The organism is Methylorubrum salsuginis (genome assembly GCF_900114375.1).
In the GTDB taxonomy this organism is placed as follows: domain Bacteria; phylum Pseudomonadota; class Alphaproteobacteria; order Rhizobiales; family Beijerinckiaceae; genus Methylobacterium; species Methylobacterium salsuginis.
On the sequence record NZ_FOSV01000039.1, the window covers coordinates 1 to 19,655 of the forward strand.

Annotated in this window: 30 protein-coding genes and 1 tRNA gene; 15 read left to right on the plus strand and 16 right to left on the minus strand. The window is 69.9% G+C overall.

All coding sequences use genetic code 11. The annotated features are described in order from the left end of the window. The 3 genes from BM140_RS24070 to BM140_RS24080 form a co-directional block, all read right to left on the minus strand. On the minus strand, nt 1-677 hold a 677-nt coding region (locus BM140_RS24070), incomplete at its 3' end, for a UDP-glucose dehydrogenase family protein (RefSeq protein WP_131803897.1). Between the two features lie 390 nt (nt 678-1,067). After that, complete coding sequence (locus tag BM140_RS24075; RefSeq protein WP_091951905.1) at nt 1,068-3,197, minus strand: glycosyltransferase family 2 protein; 2,130 nt, start codon at nt 3,195-3,197, stop codon at nt 1,068-1,070. Nucleotides 3,198-3,201: 4 nt separating this feature from the next. Beyond that, the gene (locus tag BM140_RS24080; RefSeq protein ID WP_091951908.1) at nt 3,202-4,248 is read right to left on the minus strand and encodes a hypothetical protein; all 1,047 of its coding nucleotides are present in this window, start codon (nt 4,246-4,248) and stop codon (nt 3,202-3,204) included. A 197-nt stretch (nt 4,249-4,445) separates the two neighbouring features. On the opposite strand from BM140_RS24080, the gene BM140_RS24085 reads away from it, so the two are divergent. The 9 genes from BM140_RS24085 to BM140_RS24125 all read left to right on the plus strand — a co-directional run bounded on the left by BM140_RS24085 (nt 4,446) and on the right by BM140_RS24125 (nt 8,971). Continuing rightward, a tRNA-Val gene (locus tag BM140_RS24085) sits at nt 4,446-4,520 on the plus strand. A 569-nt stretch (nt 4,521-5,089) separates the two neighbouring features. Next, nucleotides 5,090-5,509, plus strand: coding sequence for a hypothetical protein (locus tag BM140_RS24090; RefSeq protein ID WP_091951910.1), 420 nt, complete (start codon nt 5,090-5,092; stop codon nt 5,507-5,509). A gap of 125 nt (nt 5,510-5,634) precedes the next feature. Then, a complete protein-coding gene (locus tag BM140_RS24095) occupies nt 5,635-6,348 on the plus strand; it encodes a hypothetical protein (protein ID WP_091951912.1) in 714 nt (237 codons plus the stop codon). Nucleotides 6,349-6,388: 40 nt separating this feature from the next. Next, on the plus strand, nt 6,389-6,688 hold the full coding sequence (locus BM140_RS24100; RefSeq protein ID WP_091951914.1) for a hypothetical protein: 300 nt from the start codon (nt 6,389-6,391) through the stop codon (nt 6,686-6,688). Between the two features lie 121 nt (nt 6,689-6,809). After that, nucleotides 6,810-7,313 (plus strand): hypothetical protein, encoded by a 504-nt coding sequence (locus BM140_RS24105; protein ID WP_091951916.1) that lies wholly within the window; start codon nt 6,810-6,812, stop codon nt 7,311-7,313. A gap of 98 nt (nt 7,314-7,411) precedes the next feature. Continuing rightward, a complete protein-coding gene (locus BM140_RS24110; protein ID WP_091951918.1) occupies nt 7,412-7,639 on the plus strand; it encodes a hypothetical protein in 228 nt (75 codons plus the stop codon). 96 nt (nt 7,640-7,735) lie between these two features. Continuing rightward, nucleotides 7,736-8,341 carry a hypothetical protein gene (locus BM140_RS24115; protein WP_091951920.1) on the plus strand — a complete coding sequence of 202 codons (606 nt, stop codon included), beginning with the start codon at nt 7,736-7,738 and terminating at the stop codon, nt 8,339-8,341. A 134-nt stretch (nt 8,342-8,475) separates the two neighbouring features. Then, entirely contained in the window at nt 8,476-8,790 is a 315-nt protein-coding gene (locus tag BM140_RS24120) for a hypothetical protein (protein WP_091951922.1), read from the plus strand. A gap of 1 nt (nt 8,791) precedes the next feature. Next, nucleotides 8,792-8,971: a hypothetical protein gene (locus BM140_RS24125; RefSeq protein ID WP_091951924.1), complete on the plus strand. Its 180-nt coding sequence runs from the start codon at nt 8,792-8,794 to the stop codon at nt 8,969-8,971. On the opposite strand, the gene BM140_RS24130 is transcribed toward BM140_RS24125, so the two are convergent. The 5 genes from BM140_RS24130 to BM140_RS24155 all read right to left on the minus strand — a co-directional run bounded on the left by BM140_RS24130 (nt 8,968) and on the right by BM140_RS24155 (nt 10,700). Next, nucleotides 8,968-9,186 carry a hypothetical protein gene (locus tag BM140_RS24130; RefSeq protein WP_091951926.1) on the minus strand — a complete coding sequence of 73 codons (219 nt, stop codon included), beginning with the start codon at nt 9,184-9,186 and terminating at the stop codon, nt 8,968-8,970. The genes BM140_RS24125 and BM140_RS24130 overlap by 4 nt on opposite strands. Before the next feature lies 1 nt (nt 9,187). Beyond that, a complete protein-coding gene (locus tag BM140_RS24135; RefSeq protein WP_091951927.1) occupies nt 9,188-9,388 on the minus strand; it encodes a hypothetical protein in 201 nt (66 codons plus the stop codon). Then, entirely contained in the window at nt 9,385-9,702 is a 318-nt protein-coding gene (locus BM140_RS24140; RefSeq protein ID WP_091951929.1) for a hypothetical protein, read from the minus strand. Before BM140_RS24140 ends, BM140_RS24135 begins: the two co-directional genes overlap by 4 nt. A gap of 183 nt (nt 9,703-9,885) precedes the next feature. Beyond that, complete coding sequence (locus BM140_RS24150) at nt 9,886-10,380, minus strand: hypothetical protein (RefSeq protein WP_091951934.1); 495 nt, start codon at nt 10,378-10,380, stop codon at nt 9,886-9,888. A gap of 11 nt (nt 10,381-10,391) precedes the next feature. Continuing rightward, entirely contained in the window at nt 10,392-10,700 is a 309-nt protein-coding gene (locus BM140_RS24155) for a hypothetical protein (protein ID WP_091951936.1), read from the minus strand. A 606-nt stretch (nt 10,701-11,306) separates the two neighbouring features. Here BM140_RS24155 and BM140_RS24165 point away from each other — a divergent pair. From BM140_RS24165 to BM140_RS24185, 5 genes are read left to right on the plus strand one after another with little or no spacing between them, the layout of a single operon-like run. Further along, complete coding sequence (locus tag BM140_RS24165; protein WP_165616548.1) at nt 11,307-12,989, plus strand: AAA family ATPase; 1,683 nt, start codon at nt 11,307-11,309, stop codon at nt 12,987-12,989. An 11-nt stretch (nt 12,990-13,000) separates the two neighbouring features. After that, nucleotides 13,001-13,225 (plus strand): hypothetical protein, encoded by a 225-nt coding sequence (locus BM140_RS24170; RefSeq protein WP_091951942.1) that lies wholly within the window; start codon nt 13,001-13,003, stop codon nt 13,223-13,225. Next, the gene (locus BM140_RS24175; RefSeq protein WP_091951944.1) at nt 13,225-13,848 is read left to right on the plus strand and encodes a hypothetical protein; all 624 of its coding nucleotides are present in this window, start codon (nt 13,225-13,227) and stop codon (nt 13,846-13,848) included. The genes BM140_RS24170 and BM140_RS24175 overlap by 1 nt, the downstream gene beginning before the upstream one ends. Next, nucleotides 13,849-14,679, plus strand: coding sequence for a metallophosphoesterase (locus BM140_RS24180; RefSeq protein WP_091951946.1), 831 nt, complete (start codon nt 13,849-13,851; stop codon nt 14,677-14,679). Nucleotide 14,680: 1 nt separating this feature from the next. Next, complete coding sequence (locus BM140_RS24185) at nt 14,681-15,028, plus strand: hypothetical protein (RefSeq protein ID WP_091951948.1); 348 nt, start codon at nt 14,681-14,683, stop codon at nt 15,026-15,028. Nucleotides 15,029-15,129: 101 nt separating this feature from the next. Here BM140_RS24185 and BM140_RS24190 read toward each other — a convergent pair whose 3' ends face one another. Both BM140_RS24190 and BM140_RS24195 read right to left on the minus strand, forming a co-directional pair. After that, nucleotides 15,130-15,984: a phage regulatory protein/antirepressor Ant gene (locus BM140_RS24190; RefSeq protein WP_091951950.1), complete on the minus strand. Its 855-nt coding sequence runs from the start codon at nt 15,982-15,984 to the stop codon at nt 15,130-15,132. Then, entirely contained in the window at nt 15,984-16,709 is a 726-nt protein-coding gene (locus BM140_RS24195; RefSeq protein WP_131803951.1) for a hypothetical protein, read from the minus strand. The genes BM140_RS24190 and BM140_RS24195 overlap by 1 nt, the downstream gene beginning before the upstream one ends. A 204-nt stretch (nt 16,710-16,913) precedes the next feature. On the opposite strand from BM140_RS24195, the gene BM140_RS24200 reads away from it, so the two are divergent. Further along, nucleotides 16,914-17,159, plus strand: coding sequence for a hypothetical protein (locus BM140_RS24200; RefSeq protein ID WP_131803953.1), 246 nt, complete (start codon nt 16,914-16,916; stop codon nt 17,157-17,159). 228 nt (nt 17,160-17,387) lie between these two features. Here BM140_RS24200 and BM140_RS26035 read toward each other — a convergent pair whose 3' ends face one another. The 6 genes from BM140_RS26035 to BM140_RS24225 all read right to left on the minus strand — a co-directional run. Then, complete coding sequence (locus BM140_RS26035; protein ID WP_165616549.1) at nt 17,388-17,564, minus strand: hypothetical protein; 177 nt, start codon at nt 17,562-17,564, stop codon at nt 17,388-17,390. Beyond that, a complete protein-coding gene (locus tag BM140_RS25585) occupies nt 17,554-17,751 on the minus strand; it encodes a hypothetical protein (RefSeq protein ID WP_131803954.1) in 198 nt (65 codons plus the stop codon). The genes BM140_RS26035 and BM140_RS25585 overlap by 11 nt, the downstream gene beginning before the upstream one ends. Before the next feature lie 162 nt (nt 17,752-17,913). Continuing rightward, a complete protein-coding gene (locus BM140_RS24210) occupies nt 17,914-18,348 on the minus strand; it encodes a hypothetical protein (protein ID WP_091951958.1) in 435 nt (144 codons plus the stop codon). After that, on the minus strand, nt 18,345-18,788 hold the full coding sequence (locus BM140_RS24215; RefSeq protein ID WP_091951960.1) for a hypothetical protein: 444 nt from the start codon (nt 18,786-18,788) through the stop codon (nt 18,345-18,347). Before BM140_RS24215 ends, BM140_RS24210 begins: the two co-directional genes overlap by 4 nt. Before the next feature lie 3 nt (nt 18,789-18,791). Next, nucleotides 18,792-19,295: a TIGR02594 family protein gene (locus BM140_RS24220; protein ID WP_091951962.1), complete on the minus strand. Its 504-nt coding sequence runs from the start codon at nt 19,293-19,295 to the stop codon at nt 18,792-18,794. 37 nt (nt 19,296-19,332) lie between these two features. Next, a partial coding sequence (locus BM140_RS24225; RefSeq protein ID WP_165616543.1) for a transposase occupies nt 19,333-19,655 on the minus strand: 323 nt, incomplete at its 5' end.

Consider the following 19,655-nt stretch of genomic DNA (forward strand, 5'->3'; position numbering starts at 1 on the left):
TCCGCGATCTCGTTGATGAAGGTGATCTTGGTCGCCAGGAACGCGTTGGCGGCGTACTTGGTCAGCTCCGCCGTGCGACGGCCCGTCACGAGGATCGGCGCCGCGTTGAGGTAGAGCGGCCGGTAGACCTCGCGCATCACCTCCGCCGCCCGCTCGTCCTCGGCGCCGATGACGATGCGGTCGGGCACCTTGAAGTCGCCGATCGCCGCGCCCTCGCGCAGGAACTCGGGGTTGGAGGCCACCCCGACCTCGGCGTGCGGGTTGGCCTCGCGGATGATCCGCTCGACCTCGTCGCCGGTGCCGACCGGCACGGTCGATTTGGTCACCACCACCGTGTACCCGGTCACCGCCTGCGCGATCTCACGCGCCGCCGCGTAGACGTAGGACAGGTCGGCAAAGCCGTCGCCGCGCCGCGAGGGCGTGCCCACCGCGATGAACACCGCATCGGCGCCGGCCACCGCCGGCTTCAGGTCCGTGGTGAAGGACAGGCGCTTGGCCCGGACGTTGTCGGCCACCAGCGTCTCGAGACCCGGCTCGTAGATCGGCATGCGGCCCGCCTCCAGCGCCGCGATCTTCTGCGGGTCCTTGTCGACGCAGATCACCTCGTGACCGAAATCCGCAAAGCACGCCCCCGACACGAGACCGACATAGCCCGAACCAATCATCGCTATCCGCATCGAAGCCTCCGCCGGTATCCTCGCCGCAGGCCAGATGCTGCGCCGCGTCGTCCTAGTGCCGTTGCGCCCCGCGACGCAATCGCCGGGGCACCTTTCGCCGCCGTGCAGATGCTTCGGACGCATGCCTCACAGGGTCTATCCGCCTCGAGACGGCGTACCGCATCGGTTTTTCCGAAAGCCGTCGTGAATCGGTTATGCCGACGCGCCAGAGCTGTGTGCAACCTAACGGCATAAGTCCGGCGGCTCCATCTCCCTCTCTGGCCGTGCCTTCGTCCGACGGACCGGTACTCCTTGCCCCCGGACGGCACCCAAGTGTCTCTCACAAAACTCCCGCTGCGCCGTCGCGTCCGGAGAGGACACCGGCCGTGAACGGGCGTTTTGTGAGGCACTCTAAAGCCGAAAATGTCCCGAGGCGCGGGAGAGGTTGGGATTGTAGTAGGGATCGGACCGCAGTTCCGGCCCCCACCGCTCGCGCATCACCCGTGATTCCGCCTCGAACCGAGCCCGCTTCTCGGGCGTATCCTCGGGGCCCCGGCTCTTCGACTCGTGGTGAATCAACCGGGCGTAGGGCGTCCAGACGTTGCGGTATCCGGCCCGGCGCAGGCGCAGGCACAGGTCCACGTCGTTGAAGGCGACCGCCAGCGCGTTGGCGTCGAAGCCGCCGACCTGCCTGAACACTTCGGCCCGGACCGCGAGGCAGGCTCCGGTCACGGCGGACACCTCCTGCGTCAGGTGCATCCGGGCGAAGTAACCGGGGGCGTCGCCCGCGATCCCGAGATGGCTGTGTCCGGCGATGCCGCCGACGCCGAGCACGATGCCGCCGTGCTGGAGCGTCCCGTCGGGATAGAGCAGTTTGGCCCCCACCGCGCCGATCTCGGGCTCGACGGCGATCGAGACGAGTTCGGCGAGCCAGCCCGGCTCCAGCACCTCGATGTCGTTGTTGAGGAAAAGGAGCACGCCGCCCCGCGCCGCCGCCGCGCCGCGGTTCGACAAATCCGAGAAGTTGAACGGGCCCGGCACCGGCAACACCCGCAGGCGAAGTTCGGCGGCATGGCGCGCGAACAGGGCCCGCGTCGCCTCCTCGTGGCTGTCGTTGTCGACGACGATCACCTCGATGTTCGGATAAGCGGTGTGCGACAACACGCCGTCGAGGGCGAGCGCCAGCAATTCGGCCCGGTCGCGGGTCGGGATCACCACGGAGACCAAGGGAGGGGGCTCGGGCAAGGGCCTCACCAGCCGGTTGAATCCCTGCGGCCCGCGCTCGGCCCGCGCGCCGCGCCGGCCCGCCACCTCGGCCAGCGCCCGCAGCCGCGCGTCCTCCGCCCGCGCCAGGGCCCGGTCCGAGAAGGTGCCGGAGCCCGCGGCCGCGCGCCAATGGTAGAGCACCTTCGGGATGTGGCGGACGGCGTCGCGATCCAGCGTCTCGGCGAGCCGCAGGAGCAGATCGTGGTCCTGGCTGCCCTCGAAACCCGGCCGCAAGCCGCCGAGCGCCCGCAGGGCGTCGGTGCGGACCGCGCAGAGATGGTTCACGTAGTTCTGGCCGTTCAGCAGTTCGCGGTCGAAATCCGACTTGAAATGCGGCTCGAAGCGGTGGCCGCAGGCATCGACCTTGTCCTCGTCGCTGTAGACCAGCACGAGGCTGGAATCGTCTCGCACGACCTTGGCGACCTCGTAGAGCGCCGTCTCGGCGAGCAGGTCGTCATGGTCGAGGAAGGCGCAAAAGACGCCCGAGGCCAGCGCCAGGGCATCGTTGGTGGCCCGCGCGATATGGCCGTTCTCGCCCCGCCGCAGCGTGCGAATGCGCGGCTCCTCGGCGGCGTGGCGGGCGATCAGACGGGGAATCGCCGGATCGGTCGAGGCGTCGTCGGCGATGCACAATTCCCAGCAGGCGTAGAACTGGCCGCGGACCGAGCGGATCGCCGCGTCGAGGACACGCGGATCGGGATCGTGGACCGGCATCAGCACCGAGACGAGGGGGGGCGCCTCCCAGCCCGCGATCTCGGCGCGGATGCGCGCACGCTCCTCCGGCCCGAGGCGATCGAAGCGGGCGATCCAGGCCGCGTAGCCGGTCTCCGCACGGTGGGCGAGGGCCTGGGCGAGCAGGCCGCGGCCGCGCAGCTTGAGGCCGAGCAGGCGCCAATAGACCGCCCGTGCCGCCAGATCCGGCCGGCGCCGGGCCGCGCCGAGCGCGAGCGCGACGCGGGAGCGGCGGCGCAGGGTCAGGCCGTCGAGGGCGAAGGGCGCGCTGCGCGACAGGGCGGTGAAGCGGAGGGTCGCGGCCCCCTCGGGCAGGCGACCGGTCCAGGCGAACCCGTCGCCGGTCGTCGGCTCCTCGGTGAGCGCCGTCGACGCGCCGTCCGCCGTCAGGACGCTGAGGAGGGCACGCGGGCGTCCGCCGCTGCCGACATCGCGCCATGCCAGCGTGACCCAGGCGCCGCCGAGCCGGCTTTCGAGTTCGACGCGGACCTCCTGCCCCTCCGATTCCGCCACCGCCAGCGCCCCACGGGCGCGCCCCGCCATCGCGTCAATCCCGCCAGTTCTGCGAGACGGAGGCGTTGACCGCGTCGCTCAGCACCATGTCGAACTCGACCCAGTCGCGCAGGAAGCGCAGACCGCGCAGCCGCTCGGCGAGTTCGAGGGTCGCGTTGGGGATCGGCAGCGGCAGCGGCACCGGCGCCTTGATCTTGAGGCGGTCGAACACGGTCGCCATGAACGCCTCGAAGTAATCGCGGTGGCCGACGATGCCGACCCGCGACAGCACCTCGACGGCGATGATCGAGTTGGCCGGGATGATCCGGTCGTCGGGCTGAGTCGTGCTGAGCTGGCGGGTATAGGGGTTGAAGAGCAGATGATAGGCCGGCTCCGGCAGCATCCGGAACAGCCGCTTGAGGCTCTTCACGTCGGTGTAGTCGTAATCGACCGTGAAGGCCGCCGCTTCGGCGAGGTGGCCGAGCCGCCAGCTCTGGTTCGGGTCGATGGCGATGTCGGCGCGCTCGCGCAGCCACGCAAGACGGCTCGCCATCTCCACGTAGGGATCGTGCAGGAGCATCATCGTCAGGGCGTTGCCCTGGACGAAATGGCCCTCGTAGCGCGGGAGGATGATCGAACCGGCCATGAAGCACGACAGCAGGATGTCGGTGTCGAACATCGCCAGCAGGATTTCCTCGGGGAACCGGCCGATCCCGAAATAGCTCTGCTTGAAATGGGGGAAGAGCGCGGTCTGGATCACCGTCTCCGGACGGATATGCGCGTTGATCAGCACGGCCTTCGGCTTGGCGAGCCCTTTCTTGGGCAGGCGCCGATGGATCAGCACGTTGGTGTCGACGTCGTAGATCTCGAGCCGCTCGATCTTGGCGAGGCCGGGGATATGGTCCTCGCGCACCTCGAAATGGCACTGGCCCGTGGAGTGCCAGCCGTACTCGATGAAGGTCGGATCCTTGTGGATCGCGGAGACCTCGGCCACGCGCCGTCCCTCGACGGTGACGTAGACCCGGCTGATCGCCGTGGGATCGTCCGGGACGACCCAGCCGCGGATCATCTTTCCTTCGTCGGCCTCGAGCAGAAACCGCATCCTCGATCGTCGTCCCTTCGGATCAGGCCGGCGCAACGCGCCGCGCGTCGGCTTAGCTGATTTTCCCACGCCGCGCAGCGCCGACGCCCGGCCGGGGCGTCCCGCACGATTGCCTCAAGAAAGCGCGACAGGACGCTTGCGGAGCCGCGGGGTCCAGGCTATAGCCCCGGCGTCGCAGGAGCCAAGCGCTTCTGCCGGGGCGCGTAGCTCAGCGGGAGAGCACTACCTTGACATGGTAGGGGTCACAGGTTCGATCCCTGTCGCGCCCACCATTCCCAGCCGGCCTCTATGTCGCGGGAATGATTGAGAAAAAGGGGCTCCCTTGCGGGGGCCCTTTCTCGTTTCCGGCAAGGCCTGGGACCAGAAACGGGACCAGAATGCGGAAAGACCCCGTCCGGAGCTGGTCCCGGCGGGGTGGTCGGCGACGCGGGATCCGGGGCTCGCAGCCCCGTCCGTGACGGTCACCGTCAGACGCTCTCACCCGCCGTTGACATCTCCAAGCATTGGCTGACCCGGGCGAGCCTCAGGCCGTCCACCAGAGCGCGGTTGCCACCGCCGCGACGCCGGCGCCGATCGCGGCCAGCCTTCCCCACGCCCACCGTTCCACGACCGGGACCGCCCGGCTCCGCGCCCGCTCCTCGCGGTCCCGCGCGTCCTGCGCCCGCCAGCCCATGTCGGCCTCCCTCGCTACCCCGGCGGCAAGCCCGCCTGTGGAGTGGACAACATGTCGCATGGGATCGCTACGGTAATAGACACATGTCCCGTTGACAGATTAACGGATCGGACATATTTCTATGTTCACTGGGGCGAGAGACCTCTCCCGGATCACACGGAGCCTCCTATGCCCGCCTTCATCCTCCGCACCGCCACCGTCACCATCCTCCGCAGCGTCCAGCCCGGCACCCGTATCGGGGGCAAAGCCGAGGTCGCCGTCAAGGCCCTCGGCACCGGCATCGACGCCTCCGACGACGGCAGCCTCGTCGAGTACCGGCTCGACTGCGCTGAGATCGACGCCGTCCTGCATCTCGTCGGCCTCGCTGACAGCGACTGGGAGAACGGCGATCTCGACGGCGAGGGCGAGGTTTACGAGGCGCTGGAGGCCGCCCGCGAGACCCTCAACGAGGCGCTCGACGAGGCGCACGAGGGCGAGCTCGACGGCCTCGCCGCCGCCCGCGACCACGACCGGGCCTACGGTGACGACACCCCGACCTACGACAGCCTGGTCGTCAACGACGCCGGCGAGATCCTCGGGATCCACTGACCACTTCAGGGACCGGGGCCCACCCCCGGTCTCCCTCGCCAGCCGCCCGGCGTCGGGCGGCTCGTCAGGGAGACGCATTCCCGCCCGCCTCCCTCGGGCACCTCCTCTGCACCGGAGACCGATCGATGTTCATCCGCCCCGCCCCCTGCCTGCTCTCCCCCGCCGCGACGCGCGAGACGCTCGACGAGGCCCTCGGCAAGGCCTTCGTCGACGCCTGCGAGGCGCGCGGCTACGTCGGCGCCGCGTTCACGCTGGGGGACCGCTCCCTGATCCAGTCGACGGTCGACGCCGTCTCCGCCGCGACGGACGCCGAGCTCTCCAACCGCGAAGGGGACCACGACGGCCTGATCCCCGGCGGGCGCGCCCCCGAGCCGGTTCTCTCCTCCCTTCTCGCGATCCAGTCGCGGGCGTGCCGGCGCCTGATGACGGGCGTGTTCTCGGTGAGCGGCTGCATGCCTCGGAACGGGGTCACGGAGGCCGAGGCCGTCCGGATCGTCGAAGCTGGCGTGCAGGGCCTGACGATCGACGCCCGGCCCGCGCTGCCGCTGACGCTGCTGACGCTGATGCCGGTGGCGTCCGCGCTGGCGCTCAGCGACGTCCGCTTCCTGCTCTACTCGCTCGACGTGGAGCGGGCGGCGATGGAGCGCTGCTACGACCTCGATCCGCACGAGAAGACGGCGGGGCGCGAGGCCTACAGGGAACAGGCGCTGGCCAACTTCGCCGAGGCCTACCCCGAGGGTTTCAAGGCCGCGCGCCGGCAGCTGTTCGAGACGCTGGAGCTCCTTGAGGGGCGAGCCGAGGAGTGGCTGTTCGAGCACAAGGCCGTGTCGAGAGCCTGAGCCCCGCCTCGATCCTCCCTCAATCCGAAAGATCCCCGCCATGATCGACGCGCTGACACCCACCTCCGCAATGTTGTCGACCCTCTCGCAGGTCCAGCGTCTGCTTATCCTGCACGTTCCGACCAGCGACGCCTCGATGGCCGCCGATGCGCTAGTCAAGAAGAGCGTCTCCGACATGGAGCAGGGCCACCGCGACCCTGGCACGCTCACAGATGCCGCCATGGCGCTTGGGCGCGTCGAGGCGCTCGCCGAACAGCATCTGCCTCAGCGGCATCCGCTTTTCGACGCGCTGCGTAACGCCGAGATGACGATGTGGGAGATGCTCCGGACCGCCGCCTGAGCCCCGCCTCGGGGCCGACGCCGCGATCCCGCCGGCCTCGCACGGGCCTCAGCTGTGTCCGGTAACCGGACACACGCGAGCGAGCGAGCCCACCGTAGAATTCCCCAGCAAGGAGAACCCCATGAGCACGACGAGCCCCACGATCGACACCGCCATCGCCGCCTGGAAGTCCGCCACGACCGCCGCCGACCGCGAGCTCGCCGAGGAGGCGATCGAGCAGCACGTCGCCGCCGAGACGCCCGAGGGCGGAGACTACAAGGCTGCCACGGAGGAGCTCCTCGCCCGGCTCAGGGCCGAGGCCGGTCCGCTGCCGGCCACCGAGGCCACCGAGGAGGATGACGAGGACGAGGAGGATGACGACGAGGACGAGGACGGCGTCTTCGAGGACGAGGACTGCACTATCCCTGTCGACGGCGACGACGTGCTGCCGAGCTGCTTCTATTTCAGGAACGACGGGAGCCTATACCGCTACCAGTTCATGCAGCCGCACAACTACGAATACTTCGTGTACCGGGAGGACTCCTTCGGGCATCCGTTTTGGCTGGGCTGCGGAGGCGTGGTGATCGATGACGACGTGACGGTCGAGATATTCCTGCTGAGCCGGACGGGAGTTTACGCCGACTGACGCCCGCCTTGAGGCTCCCTCCCGCGTCGACGGGATCCAGGGAGCCTCACACGGGCCTCAGCCGAGCGCCTCATCCCTCCCGAACTGGAGCCGTCCCCATGACCTTCGAAGAGGCCCTCGCCAGCTGCAGGCGCTGCCAAGCGATGTGGTTCCTCCCCTATGACGACGCCGGGATGCGCTACGACCGCGCCTGGGCGCACGTCTGCGACCTGCACGCCAACGGCCTGATCTCCGACGCGACGACGGACAGCCTGCAGCGCACGCTCTCCGACGAGCTGGAGGAAGCTGGGCACGCCGGCGGCGCCTCCGAGACCGTGCCCGCGTGATGCCCGCCTCGGGGCCGGCGCCGCGCACCGCGGATCCCGCCGGCCCCGCACGGGCCTCATGCCGAGCGACCCTTCCACCCCACCGGGAACCCTAACATGCTCAAGACCTCCACCGACGTCCCCCACGTCGACCCGACCCACCCCGCGGTCGCCGCGATCCTCGCGTTCGACCTCGACGCCCACTCCGGGCACGACACGATCGCCGCCGCCCTGGCGCCCCACGTCGCCGCGGCCCCGGCCATCCGCGAGTGGTCCGAGGACGACGAGTGGACAGCCGCCGAAAACGCCGTCTCCGCGGCCCGCCTCTTCGTCGAAGGCGCTGCGAACACGACCGAGGACGAGGACGAAACCTGGCGGCTTAACCAGAACCAGGTCGCTCGCCTCCGCAACCTCCGCTGGATGCAGAAGGCCCATCGCGAAATCATTGTCCGCGATCGATTGGGAGATTTCCCGGGGTACAAGATCCAAGTCCACGACTGGATGCCCTTCGGTATGCGCGTCGAAGTATATGAACCAGAAGCATCCATCGACACAGATCTTCCTATCATCGCCATCAATCCAGACAGATATGCAGAAACGACGCGCCGCGAGGTCGAGCTCTCTATCGATGCGTGGAAGGCCGGGCACGAGCGCGGCCTCCGCGAGGGCGCCGAGCGCATCCGGAAGGGGATGAAGGCCCTCCTCGAAATCGAGCCCGCCTGATGCCCGCCTCGGGGGAGCCGCCGCGCATCGCGGGTTTCGGCTCCCTCGCACCGGCACCATGCTACCCTACCTGCCACCCCATTCAGGAGCCCCGACCCGTGACCGCCTCAAAGCCCCCGAGGGCTCGCCAAGAAGTGAAGGTCGACCTCAGCGGCCTTTCGGAACGCCAGGCGATCGTCCGCATGCACGTCATTCGCCTCGGCGAGATGGCCTTCGGGCCGCGCTGGCAGAGCTATTTGGCGGAGATCCTGTCGAGCGAGATCGGCCGCACGGTGGGGCAGCCCCAGATCGGGCACTGGATCTCCGGCCGGCGCCCCGTGCCCGAGGCCATGATCGAGCCGCTGCAACGCATCGCGATGAGGCTCGCCGGCGACATGGAGCGGAGAGCCGACCTAATCCGGGCGGACTGGGGCCCCGATCCGTCGCCGGAGGACCTCAAAGGGTTGTAGCATGCCTGACGACGACTACCCGCCCGAGGCTCTCCGCGTCCTCGAAGGGATGGCCCCGCCGCGGCGGCCGGCAGGCCATGTCGAAGACCGCCCCGGCCCGGAATGGCTCGCCCTCCCGCCGGAGGAGCGGGCCGCCGCGCTGGACAGGGCGATGTCCCAGGACGGGGACGGGGAAGCCTAGGCCGTCACGCGCCTTCTCGCCCGGAGCTCGGCCTCGGCGGCCTTGCGGATCTTCCGGTTGCCCTCGATCCGGAGGCGCTCCAACCGTGCCGTCTCATGCTGCTCGTAGAGAGGCGCCTGGTTCCGCTTCAGCCACGAGAAGGCCTCCTCGGCAGTGAGGCGGCCGCGCAGCTCCGGCGGCAGGCGGTCGTCGTAGAGCTCGGCTGGCCCCTGCATGTCAGGCCTTCCCATCCTCGCCGTCGGCCTGCCACGCGCGGAGCTCGCTCTCGGCATGGGCCCGCACCTCGGCGCAGGTCCGCCCGACGCCCGTGCACTCCTCCACGGCGGTGGTCTCCCCGGCGGCGACGCGGGCCTGCGCGGCGGTGACGGCCGCGTGCGTGGCGACGGCCACCATCGTGTCGGTCCAGTGCCGGGTCATCCGCGGAGATCCTGGATCCAGCCGCGCTCGGAGATCTCGGCCCGCTCGTTGCCCTCGCCGAACAGGCTGACCGTGCCGATCGGCGCCCACTCGAAGCTGGCGACCACTTCATCGACGGTCATGCCCTTCGGCAGGGTGCAGAGGCCGGCGTCGATCGCCGCCTGCAGGTACTGCCTCAGGATCTCGACGTAGGCCGGGGACGGGCCGGCCGTGGGCTCGGTCTCGATGACGGGCCGGCCGGCCGTTATCGGGACGTCGGGCTCCCCGGCGATGCGGTCAGCCCACCACTCGGGGGATCGCTCGATCAGCCTCACGCCCGCCTCCTCGCCCTGGCCTCGGCCGCCCGGCGAGTTGCTCGGTTGGCCCCGATGAAGGGATGCCTCACCTCCCTCAGGGGCTCCTCCACAAGATTGAAGAGCCGACGAACGTGGGGCGTCATGTGCCTCATGGTCAGCCGGATCTCGCCGGACAGCTCGGTTCGGTGGCTATCCTGCATGTCAGGCGGCCTCCTCGGCCCGGCCGAAATCCGCCACGCTCGGCTTGCCCGAGCAGCCCGAGTGGTCGTTGCCCGTGAGGTGGTCGAGGATCCGGTAGAGGCCATGGCGGACGCTCGGCAGGCTCACGATCATGCCAGGCTGCCGGTCGATGGCGTCGAGCGTCTGGATCGCGCCGAATACCTGCACCAACGCGGCCGGGATGTCGGCGGCGTCCGGCACGGGCGTGAGGGCTTGAGTGGCGTCGAGGATGTTTCGGCGTAGGGCGGAGCGGAAGCGGATCGCCTCCGGGACTGGCACGTCGCCCTCAACCTGGTCAGGCAGGTAGACCGTAACGTACGTCCGCAGGAACGTCCGGCCATCGAGCACGACGCGAAGCCGGTCCTGCTCGCCGTCGAGGTCCAGCCCCCACGCCTTCCCGGTCCTCCGCTTCATGCCATCGACTGCCTCCGCGAGGATCTCGCGGATCGCCTCGTCGCCCAGTTCTCGGATTTGCATCGCTCTCTCCTTCACCAGAAGCTCGCCACAACCGGCAGGCCCGTGCCCGCCGGGGTCGCCTCCGCCGTGTGGGCGGCCTTCCCAAAGAGGGCGGCCTCGATGCCGGCGCGGTCGGCCTCCGGCGTGAGGGCGAGCCTCTCCGCGATGCGGGCGTGGAGCTCCAGCGTGTGCGTGCGCTCGATCGTTCGGCGGTCGACATCGAGGGCGAGGAAGGCCCTTTCGGCCGAGGTGGTCCCCGGGTGGCTGTCGCGGACGGCCGCCACTGCCCGGCGGAAGGCCGTCTGCTGGAGGCGCGGCATGGCGTAGAAGGCCCGGGTCATGCGCGCCCCCCGTCGATCAGCCCGTGGCTGACCAGCATCGCGTAGACACCCCCGGCGAGCTGGACGTCATTGAGGCCGTCGGCGCGCCCCTTCGCGAGGACCGCGCGGATGAGCTCCCACGGGCTCGGGCCCGCAGGCGCGGGCGGGGCCCACATCGGCGACTTGGGGAACCTGGCGTGGAGGCGGGCCCGGAGGCCTTCGGGGATCGCCGTAGAGTGTGTGGCCTGCCGCATGTCCTGGCGTCCTTGGATCACAGGACGTCAGCCTGCCACGGCCGTCCGATTCGCACTGGACGCTGACAACCAAAAATGCAGGACGACTGATTCGTCAGAGGGGCTCCCCTAGGAGGGAGGGCCTCCCGACCCAGCATGTGCGCCAAATTGTCGCGGGGCGGGATGTCGGGATTCGAGCGGTCCGGTTAGCTGCTTGGTGAGGATGTCCACAGGGGGCGGGTTGCCCCCGAGGCCCGCCCAGGCTTTAGTCGGGACTCCTCATCGGGAGCCCCCCTGTGACCCGCGCTCGCACATCGAAACGGAAACCGCCGACCGCCGCCTGAGCCCTGCTCGGCGCCCGCCCGCGCGTCCTCCGTTCTGCGAGCTACCCCACATGTCCAAGTCGAAGTCCGACCGCCAAAGGGCGGCGAATGCGATCGCGCGCGTCCGCCGCGACAGCACATCAGTCACCGGTCCCCGGGCTCCGAGCGCTCCCCTGCCGCGCCTCGAAATGCTCGCGGGCGGTGAATTCGTCGGCTGGGATGCGTGCGTCGATGCGAAGATCCGCCTGAGCTATCTGCCCGTCGCGCAGCTACCCTCGAAGTGCCGGCGTGCAGTTCAGATCGCGATCGACGACACCACCGCCCGCACGCTCCGCCGGTGCCGGGCGGTCCTGTTCGAGCTCAGCACGTCCGTTGTCGCCAGGATCGACGTCTCGCAAGCAGCGGCACGCTGCCACGAAGCGCTGGCCTTTAACCTCGCCGCGCTAGGGTGCCCACAGGCGTCGGCCGAGATCTCGGCGGCTGCCGCTCAGCACGTTAGCTTCCTTCTCTCTCAGGAATACTACGGAGAGGCGTACCTGTGCCTGCGCGCGGCAATCGTGTGGGCGAGCGACGCCTGCCAAGACCTCACGCACGAGCCGTACAACCCGGAGCCGAACTACGCTCGCCTGAGCAAGTGCGAGCTCAACGCCGAGCGCTGGCACGCCTTCGGCTACGCGCTTCGGGACGCCGAGGCGCAGCTTCAGGCCGCCGACGACGTCCTGCGCGGCGGCGCCGGGATGACCGCGCCTCAGGACGGCGACCTGGCGCTCGATTTCCTTGGCGACGGCGTGGCGTATCCAACCCCCGAGGAGGTCGCTGAAACGCGTGCCCGTGAGAGCGCTGCGGCGCCGGAGAGACCCGAGCCGACGGCCGTCCGGACGCTCGTCGTCGTCCCGTCGCTCGGGCATCTCGCGAAGCCCACGACCTACGCCCAGGAACGGAGGGACTCGCCGCGCGCCGAATTCGACCGGATCGCCGGCAAGGCCCTTCCACTGCTGGGGGCGCCGGACCCGCAGGCATTCGTGGAGGGAGGGTCGGCCGCCGCGCCCTGGCTGCGGCCCGTATTCGAGACGCTCGCTCAAGACCTCGTTGGGGCGCCGTACGCGTGGCTCCGGCCGACCGTACTCGTCAGCTCGCCGGGCACCGGCAAGACCGCCACGGTCCGCGCGGTCGCCCGCCTGCTGGGGCTGCCGCTGCGCCTTTATTCTGCGGCCGGCGCGTCGGACGGCTCCTTCGGCGGTACGAGCCGGCAATGGGGCACTGGGCGCGCCTCAATCCCCCTTCAGGCGATCCTTCAGGAAGAGACGGCCACCGTCGCGGTCGGCATAGACGAGATCGAGAAGTCCTCGGCTGACCGCCGCAATGGCTCGCTCGGCGACGTCCTGCTGCCCTTCCTTGAGCGGGAGAACGCCAAGAGCATCTTTGACCTCTACATCGAGACGGGCGTCAACCTGAGCGCGGTCACGTACCTCGCCACGGCCAACAGCATCTCCGGGATCCCCGAAGCCCTTCGGGATCGCCTCCGGATCCTGGAAGTCCCGTCTCCAGGCATCGAGCACCTGCCCGTCGTCGCAGCCAATCTCGTCTCCGAGATCCGGGCGGAACGCGGGCTCGATGCCGCCTGGCTGCCCGACCTCGACGGCGAGGAGCTCGACCTGGTGGGCAAGCACTGGCGCGGCGGCTCGCTCCGTCCCCTGCGCCGCCTCGTCGAGACCGTCCTTGCCGGGCGCGACCGGCTCGCGCCGCGCCACTGAGGGAGGGGTCCGTGACACAGTTCGACGACCTCTCTTCAATCGCCGCCCAGCTCCAGCGTTCCTGGGAAAGCGGCCGGATCTGCTCCCTGATCGGCCGCGGGGCCCGAGCCCGCGTCATACGGATCGCCCGCCTCGTCGATGAGGGGAAGCTGACGCCCGAGGAAGGCCTGCGGCTCGCCCGGGAGGCGGAGGGCATCGCCTACCATTTCGCCCCCCTGCCGCCTGGAGATCTCTGATGATCCGCGACGAATTCACCGTCATCGCCGGGCGCGCCCTCCGGCTCCACCAGGGCGCCGAAAGCCTGGAGGTACGGGGCGTCCGCCCGTCCCCCGTCGGCCCCATCGTCGATTGGAAGGCCCCCCTCCTGTCGCCCGACAGGCAACGGCGTCCTCTCCCCGGCGGTGGTCACGTCCTCGGCGCGCCGGCGGGGCCCGACCTGCTGGCCGTGCTCGTCCGCTACCAGGCCTGCCGTTGGCGGCACGGCCCGCCTCACGCCCCCTCGACGTGGGCGGAGGACCTCGCCCGCGCGCACCCGAAGATCTTCCCGTTCCCGCCCGCATCCCACGCTGGCTGGTCGTGGCTGTGGGAAGCCGGCGCCGAGCTCATCACAGAGCACGGCATCCCGCGTGGGTTCAAGACCGTAGACACGAAGGAGAAGTTTGGATCGCTCCGATGGTATACGGAAGCAAAGGGCGACGATCGCCATGCGGACAACGTGATCAGTTGCATTGACCACATCTCAAACTTTGTCTGCGAATACTGTGGGGCGCCCGGACTTCTGCGCAGGGGGTCATGGGTCAAGTGCATGTGCGACGCCCACGCACAGGGAAGGAAGCCTTTTCGCGAGGGGGAGGCCTGAATGCGTGCGTGGATCCTCTCCGATCTGCACGTCGACGCCTGCCCCTGGGAGCCGCCCCCGGGGCCGCGGGTCGACCTGGCAATCGTGGCCGGCGACGTCGCGGACGGCCTGACGCGGCGGGCGATCCCGTGGCTCGCCGCGCACGTCCGGCCTCGCGCGAGGCACGTCGTCTACGTGCCGGGCAATCACGACTTCTACGGCTGCCGGCTCCCGGACGAGATCGCTCGGGGGCGGGACGCCGCGATCGCAGCGGACATGACACTGTTGGACGGCGGGCAGTCCCGCGTCGTCGATGGCCTGCGGATCGTGGGGGCAACGCTATGGACGAACTACGCCGTCGGGCAGCCGCGCTGGTCTCAGGCGTGGGGAATGAGGGAGGCCGGCGATCGCGAGCGGGGGATGAGGGATCACCGCCGGATCCAGAAGAGGGACCGGATGGGTAGCCCCGCGCCGTTCCGCCCGCCGGCCGCGCTCGCGCTGCACGGCGAACAGCGCGAACGCATCGAGCGCGTCCTCGCGGAGCCGCACCAGGGCCAGACAGTCGTCGTCACGCACCACGCGCCGCACCCGCGCTCGCTCCCGGCTGGCGAGGCGACCGGGCCCGGCGACGCCGCGTACGCATCCGATCTTTCGGCGATCCTGGATGGCGAGCAAGCCCCGGACCTTTGGATCCACGGGCACGTCCACCGGTCGGTCGACTACCGCGTCGGCCGAACGCGCGTCCTGGCCAACCCACGGGGCCACGATACCTCGCACCGGCGCCGCAACGGAGACTGGATCGACGAACGCGAGAACCCATCCTTCGACCCCCTGCTGACCCTGGAGATCTGACGTGCGCCCCGCCCTCGCCCTCGCCGCCATCCTCGCCGCCGCCGGGCCGGCCCCGGCGCAGGTCCGCCCCGCCCCCGGCTGGTACTGTCCCGTCGGCGGTGCCGGCCACCCGATCGGCATCGACGTCCCCCGCCGCGGATCGGCTGGCATCGACGGGATGGAGTGCCACGCGGTCAGCTACCGCCACGGGAAGCTCAGGGGGGCCCGCTGCTTCGGCAACCACAGCGCCGACGCGGGCAGCCCGTACGAGACGGACCTCCACGTCCGGGCGGACGGCAGCCTCGCCCACGACGGGACGACCTACAGGCGGTACGGGGGTCCGATGCCCTGCCCGGAGGTCGTGCAGTAAAACGGAAGCGAACGGGGTTTGGCTTCCTTCGGGGCATGAAGAAGGGGGCCGCGGCGGTGCCGGGCCCCCTTGGTGTGAAGGGTATCGGTTGAGGCGAGACCTTAGTCGAAGAGGGTCCCCGCAGCCTTGGCGGCCTCCTCGATGGCCTTGCGAGCCTCGCTGCGCTTGTAGGCCTGCCACCGGTGCGCCAGCCACGTCTGCCCGGCGGGCGTCACGAGCGTCTGCTCGCGAACCTTCCCGTCCTCGCATTCGAACTTGCGCGGGATCAGGTACTTGGCCTCGCGCAGATCGGCTCGCGGCTGGAGCCAACCGCTCTCCATGAAAATGAAGCCCCGGCGCTTCATCCAGTCGAAGAATTCGCCCTGCCGGGCGTTGAGGAGGCGGCAGACGGTTCTCAGGTTCTCCCACTTGCCGGTCGCCATGAACGCCTCGAACGCCTCCACCTTGGGGGCGGCGATCGCCAGTTCCTTCGACTGCGCCTCGACCGTGGCCTCGGCGCTCTCGGCGCGCTCACGCATCTCCTGCGTCAGCTGAAGGAGCTGGGTGGCGATGACGGCGAGCTGTCCCTGGTCGCGCACGTTGATCTCGGCGCCGCCTGCCGCACGGGACCGAAGCTGCCGTTCCATCGCCTCGAACGCGCCGTTGTAGTCGACCTTCCACCGCAGCGCTCGGGCCCCGGTAAAGCCCATGGCCAGGATGCTGAAGCCGGACCGATCCATGAGATAGCAGGTGTACGTCCGGCCATTCTGGGGATCGACGTACGAGCTCTCCACGAAGTAGCCCTGGATCGCCGGGGTCTCCTCAGATTTGAGGAGACCCCGGATGTCCCGCACGACGTTGTCGTGGCGTTTGCTGAACATGGCCGCGACGTTGCGGCTGTCGGCCATGGGCCGGCCGTCGACGATGGCGACGACCGGGACCGGCGAGTGTTCGCGGATGGGGACGAGGGCGTTCATCAGGCGGCCCTCCCGCCGGTCGGGGCGGCCGGGCCGGTCAGGTCGGCCGCGGGGATCTCGACGACCTCGAATTCGACCTCCATGAGATCCCGCTCCATGGCGTCCGGGATCTTGACGCGATCCCCGAGGCCGGGCGCGCCGACGACGATTACGGTCCGATACTCGTCCCGGAGCGCCCTGGTGTAGGCCGCCTCGACACTGCGCTGGGCCTCCCGATTGCACACGGAGCTCGCGTGCGTGCACAGGACGACCTCCCCGTCGCGGTCGGCGATCCAGCACCCCTCCGCCCGCAGCATCGGTACGGCGAGGGGCGTGGCGTCCTTCAGCCAGCGGCCCGGATCCCGGCGGAACGCGGCTTCGCGGGCCTTGTCGGCGACCCTGCTCGCGGCTTGCTCGGCCTCCACTTCGCGCATGAGGTCGCGCACGTCCGGCGGCGCCCCTTCCTCGCGCCGGATGATTTGGGTGAGCCACGCGAGCGTCGCGAGCCGCAGTTCGGGGAACGTGGGCTCGACGTCGGGGACGTCCCGAGCGAGGATCGCGGCGTGCGCGGCCCGGGCGTCCGTGCGGCCCCACAACATGGCCTGCTCGTAGAACGCCGCCTCTTCCAGAAACTTCGCGCTCGCGATGAGGCCCTCCTGCAGGGCCGGGATATCCCTGGCCGTAACTGCCTCGGGGGGGCTCGCGATGAGCGCCTCTATGCTAATGTCTCGGTTCGGCTCGGTCATGAGATGCACCTCTTGGCTGACCAGGTCCGGGGCGGCGGCTTCCCTCCGCTTCCCCGGGCCGCCCTGCCGGCGACTGCCGGTGGCGACGCACCAAGGAAAGCCTACTATCCGAAATTTGTAAATAGCACCCAAAAAATTATACCTGTCGCCTAGCAGATGGGTGACGACCCGGTTATACCTGTTTGCATGTACCCGACCCCTTCGATGCTCCGCGCGGCGCGCACCCTCCTCGACCTTAAGCAGGACGAGGCTGCGCGTCTTTGTCACACCTCGCTCAAGAGCCTGGTCGCGGCCGAGAAGGGAGAGGCGAGCCGAGCGATCTTGCACAAGCTAATGGGCGGCTACATGGGTGCCGGCATCCGCTTCGACGGTTCACCGGACTATCGGAAGCAGGTCGTCATGCTGGAGCTGGAATTCGCTCCGCCGTATCCGCAGATCCCCGAGGCCTGAGAAGTCCTTAGGCCTGCCCCACGCCGGCAGGGGTACTCGCTGCGTGAGTACCCTTGGGCCTGCGAGGCGCGCCCCTAATCAGCTGGCTCGCAGGCATTCCCCACCTTTCGAGGCAGGCGTGGTCGGCGTCCTCACCAACGAGGGCGCACCATGCGACGAGCGCCCTCACGTCCCGTTGGGACGGCCTGAAGCGGAGGCGCGTTTCCCAACTCTGGTGGGGGGTCCGCATTATGTGCGGACCCCTTCGACGGCATCGAGGGCGGCCAGGGCCCGTTCGAGTGCAGCCGCGAGGTCGTCGGGCAGTGGGCGGTCAGGCGGCAGGTCGAGATACCACCGGCGCCATGCGACCAAGCGGTTCGCTGCGTCGATGACGGCGGCGGTTGCAGACTGGACCTCAGCGGGCATGACGGCGTCTCCGGACTTGGGCCGCTGCAGCGAAGGCGGCTGTCACCTCGGCCGGTGCCGGAGGGCTCGCGACATGGCTCGGCCGGAGCGCGGCGAGGGCGGCAGTGAGCGCCGGGTCGGGCAGAGGCGTCTCGGCCGGGGGCACGAGGCAGGCGACGGCGAGTAGGGCCAACATCTCGGGCGTCATGGCTGGCCTCCGGCGAGGCCCCGTCGCAGGCCCTCGTAGGCCTCCCTGCCATCCGTCAGGGCGGCCGAGTTGGCGTCGCCGTAATCGAGAGCCCGGCGGGCGAACAGACGCGCGTCCTCATTTCGGGACGGAGCGGGTCGCTTGGCCGGGGCCCGGATCACGTCATCGACCCGGGGCAGCGCCCGCGCCGTCACGTCCGGACGGGCGCCGGTAATGGTCGGGGCGCAGCCGGTCGATGTCAGCGTCGTCGAGAGCGCAAGCGCCGCGAGGACGCCGCGCCAAATCCTGGCGGTAAACATCGAGGCCCTCCTCGGCTGTCTGTCGGGCGGCCTCGGCGGCCGCGGCTGTCTCTGAGGCGCGGGAGGCCGCGGCGTCGGCGGCGTCCCGATCGGCGCGGGCGGTCGTCAGGGCCTGTCGCAGGCCTGCGATCTCGGCCTGCCGCCCGGCGTCGTTCGCGCCGCGGGCGTAGCCGGCCCGGTCGCCGAGCACGCTCCCCACACGGTACGAGAGCCACCCGCTCAGGCCCGCCGACAGGGCGGCCGCGGCGGCGAGGGGCAACACCGGCAGGCCGAGCGCGGCGGCGATCCGGGCGATCACGCGGCCGGCCTCACGGTGTCGTCGGCTTCGACGGGATTGAGGTCGAGCCAAAGCCGGAGGGGGCCGCAGTCGCCGGTAGCGACCGCCCTCTCCATTGCCGCCCTCATAGACATGGCGAGCCGCAGCATCGTGCGGACCTCGCGCCTGAGGCTGGCGATGTCGGCCGTCAGCGTCCCGTTCTCGGCACGGAGGCCGCGGACCTGGGTCGAGGCCTCTTCGAGGGCGGTCGTCAGCGTCGCGACCCTGGCCTGCTCCTTATCCAGCAGCTCGCCTAGTTCCTTGCGCAGGGCGTCGGCGGCGGTCCGGATCGCGTCGCTGTCGGAGATTTCCCGCAGCTGACGGCGGATCCAGGGGTAGCAGAGGGCCAGGGCGCCCAAGATGCCGCCGACGATTGCGATCGGCTTCGCGTCGCCCATCAGCTCGGTGAGGATGGCGTCCACGGCTTAGGCCTCGTTCTGGGAGAGGGCGCCCCCGGCGGCGAGCCGGACGGGGCGGACGTTGGCGGGCTGGGCGAGCTTCCAGGGGCAGCGGCGGACCGCGATGCAGCGGCTCTTGGCGATGCGGACGATCGAGACCTGGTCGCCCTGGTTTCCGCCGAGCACGAAGAAGGAGGAGGCGTCCTCGCCGACGTAGAGGCCGACATGGCCGCCGCCGTCGCGCACGAAGACGAGGACGTCGCCGAGGCTGGCTTTCGGGGCAGCGGTACCGAACGTCGCCCAGTTGCGGGCCCACAAGGGCGCGGCGACCGGCTCGAACCCGGCCCGCTTCACGACCAGGGCGACGAACAGGCCGCACCACGGCACGCTGTCGGCCGTGTAGGAGGCCTGAAGGCCGACCTCGCGAGCCCATGCGAGGATCGCCGGGTTGTTGGCGGCGCCCGCGGTCTCGCGCGTACCATATAGAGATAGGGCCTCGACGAGGACGCGAGGACCAGCCTCGGCGGCCAGCCAGGCGTAGGCGGCGGGGAGAGCGGGCTTAGAGCGCCTAACAGAACCGTCTGATCTGTTTGAGGGTGATGAGGCTGGCTGCGAGGGTGGTGAAGGCGTCGTAGATGTCGGCGCGGCGCTCGTAGCGGACGGGCAGGCGGCGGAAGCGGTTGAACCAAGCGTGAGTGCGCTCCACGACCCAGCGGTGGCGGCCGAGCTTTTGGCTGCTCTCGATGCCTTTGCGGGCGATGCGTGGGACGATCCCACGCGCCCGACACTCCTGGCGGCGCGCCTTGGCCTCGTAGGCCTTGTCGGCGTGCAGCTTGTCGGGGCGTCGGCGCGGTCGACCGCGCCGGCCCGTGCTCAGCGGCGGGATGGCAT

What these genes read in the sequence shown, in the direction of transcription:
- BM140_RS24075 (WP_091951905.1), bottom strand. Translation starts at nt 3,197, where the DNA reads ATGGCGGGGCGCGCCCGTGGGGCGCTGGCGGTGGCGGAATCGGAGGGG.
- BM140_RS24080 (WP_091951908.1), bottom strand. Translation starts at nt 4,248, where the DNA reads ATGCGGTTTCTGCTCGAGGCCGACGAAGGAAAGATGATCCGCGGCTGG.
- BM140_RS24090 (WP_091951910.1), top strand. Translation starts at nt 5,090, where the DNA reads ATGCCCGCCTTCATCCTCCGCACCGCCACCGTCACCATCCTCCGCAGC.
- BM140_RS24095 (WP_091951912.1), top strand. Translation starts at nt 5,635, where the DNA reads ATGTTCATCCGCCCCGCCCCCTGCCTGCTCTCCCCCGCCGCGACGCGC.
- BM140_RS24100 (WP_091951914.1), top strand. Translation starts at nt 6,389, where the DNA reads ATGATCGACGCGCTGACACCCACCTCCGCAATGTTGTCGACCCTCTCG.
- BM140_RS24105 (WP_091951916.1), top strand. Translation starts at nt 6,810, where the DNA reads ATGAGCACGACGAGCCCCACGATCGACACCGCCATCGCCGCCTGGAAG.
- BM140_RS24110 (WP_091951918.1), top strand. Translation starts at nt 7,412, where the DNA reads ATGACCTTCGAAGAGGCCCTCGCCAGCTGCAGGCGCTGCCAAGCGATG.
- BM140_RS24115 (WP_091951920.1), top strand. Translation starts at nt 7,736, where the DNA reads ATGCTCAAGACCTCCACCGACGTCCCCCACGTCGACCCGACCCACCCC.
- BM140_RS24125 (WP_091951924.1), top strand. Translation starts at nt 8,792, where the DNA reads ATGCCTGACGACGACTACCCGCCCGAGGCTCTCCGCGTCCTCGAAGGG.
- BM140_RS24130 (WP_091951926.1), bottom strand. Translation starts at nt 9,186, where the DNA reads ATGCAGGGGCCAGCCGAGCTCTACGACGACCGCCTGCCGCCGGAGCTG.
- BM140_RS24135 (WP_091951927.1), bottom strand. Translation starts at nt 9,388, where the DNA reads ATGACCCGGCACTGGACCGACACGATGGTGGCCGTCGCCACGCACGCG.
- BM140_RS24150 (WP_091951934.1), bottom strand. Translation starts at nt 10,380, where the DNA reads ATGCAAATCCGAGAACTGGGCGACGAGGCGATCCGCGAGATCCTCGCG.
- BM140_RS24155 (WP_091951936.1), bottom strand. Translation starts at nt 10,700, where the DNA reads ATGACCCGGGCCTTCTACGCCATGCCGCGCCTCCAGCAGACGGCCTTC.
- BM140_RS24165 (WP_165616548.1), top strand. Translation starts at nt 11,307, where the DNA reads ATGTCCAAGTCGAAGTCCGACCGCCAAAGGGCGGCGAATGCGATCGCG.
- BM140_RS24175 (WP_091951944.1), top strand. Translation starts at nt 13,225, where the DNA reads ATGATCCGCGACGAATTCACCGTCATCGCCGGGCGCGCCCTCCGGCTC.
- BM140_RS24180 (WP_091951946.1), top strand. Translation starts at nt 13,849, where the DNA reads ATGCGTGCGTGGATCCTCTCCGATCTGCACGTCGACGCCTGCCCCTGG.
- BM140_RS24190 (WP_091951950.1), bottom strand. Translation starts at nt 15,984, where the DNA reads ATGAACGCCCTCGTCCCCATCCGCGAACACTCGCCGGTCCCGGTCGTC.
- BM140_RS24195 (WP_131803951.1), bottom strand. Translation starts at nt 16,709, where the DNA reads ATGACCGAGCCGAACCGAGACATTAGCATAGAGGCGCTCATCGCGAGC.
- BM140_RS24200 (WP_131803953.1), top strand. Translation starts at nt 16,914, where the DNA reads ATGCTCCGCGCGGCGCGCACCCTCCTCGACCTTAAGCAGGACGAGGCT.
- BM140_RS26035 (WP_165616549.1), bottom strand. Translation starts at nt 17,564, where the DNA reads ATGCCCGCTGAGGTCCAGTCTGCAACCGCCGCCGTCATCGACGCAGCG.
- BM140_RS25585 (WP_131803954.1), bottom strand. Translation starts at nt 17,751, where the DNA reads ATGACGCCCGAGATGTTGGCCCTACTCGCCGTCGCCTGCCTCGTGCCC.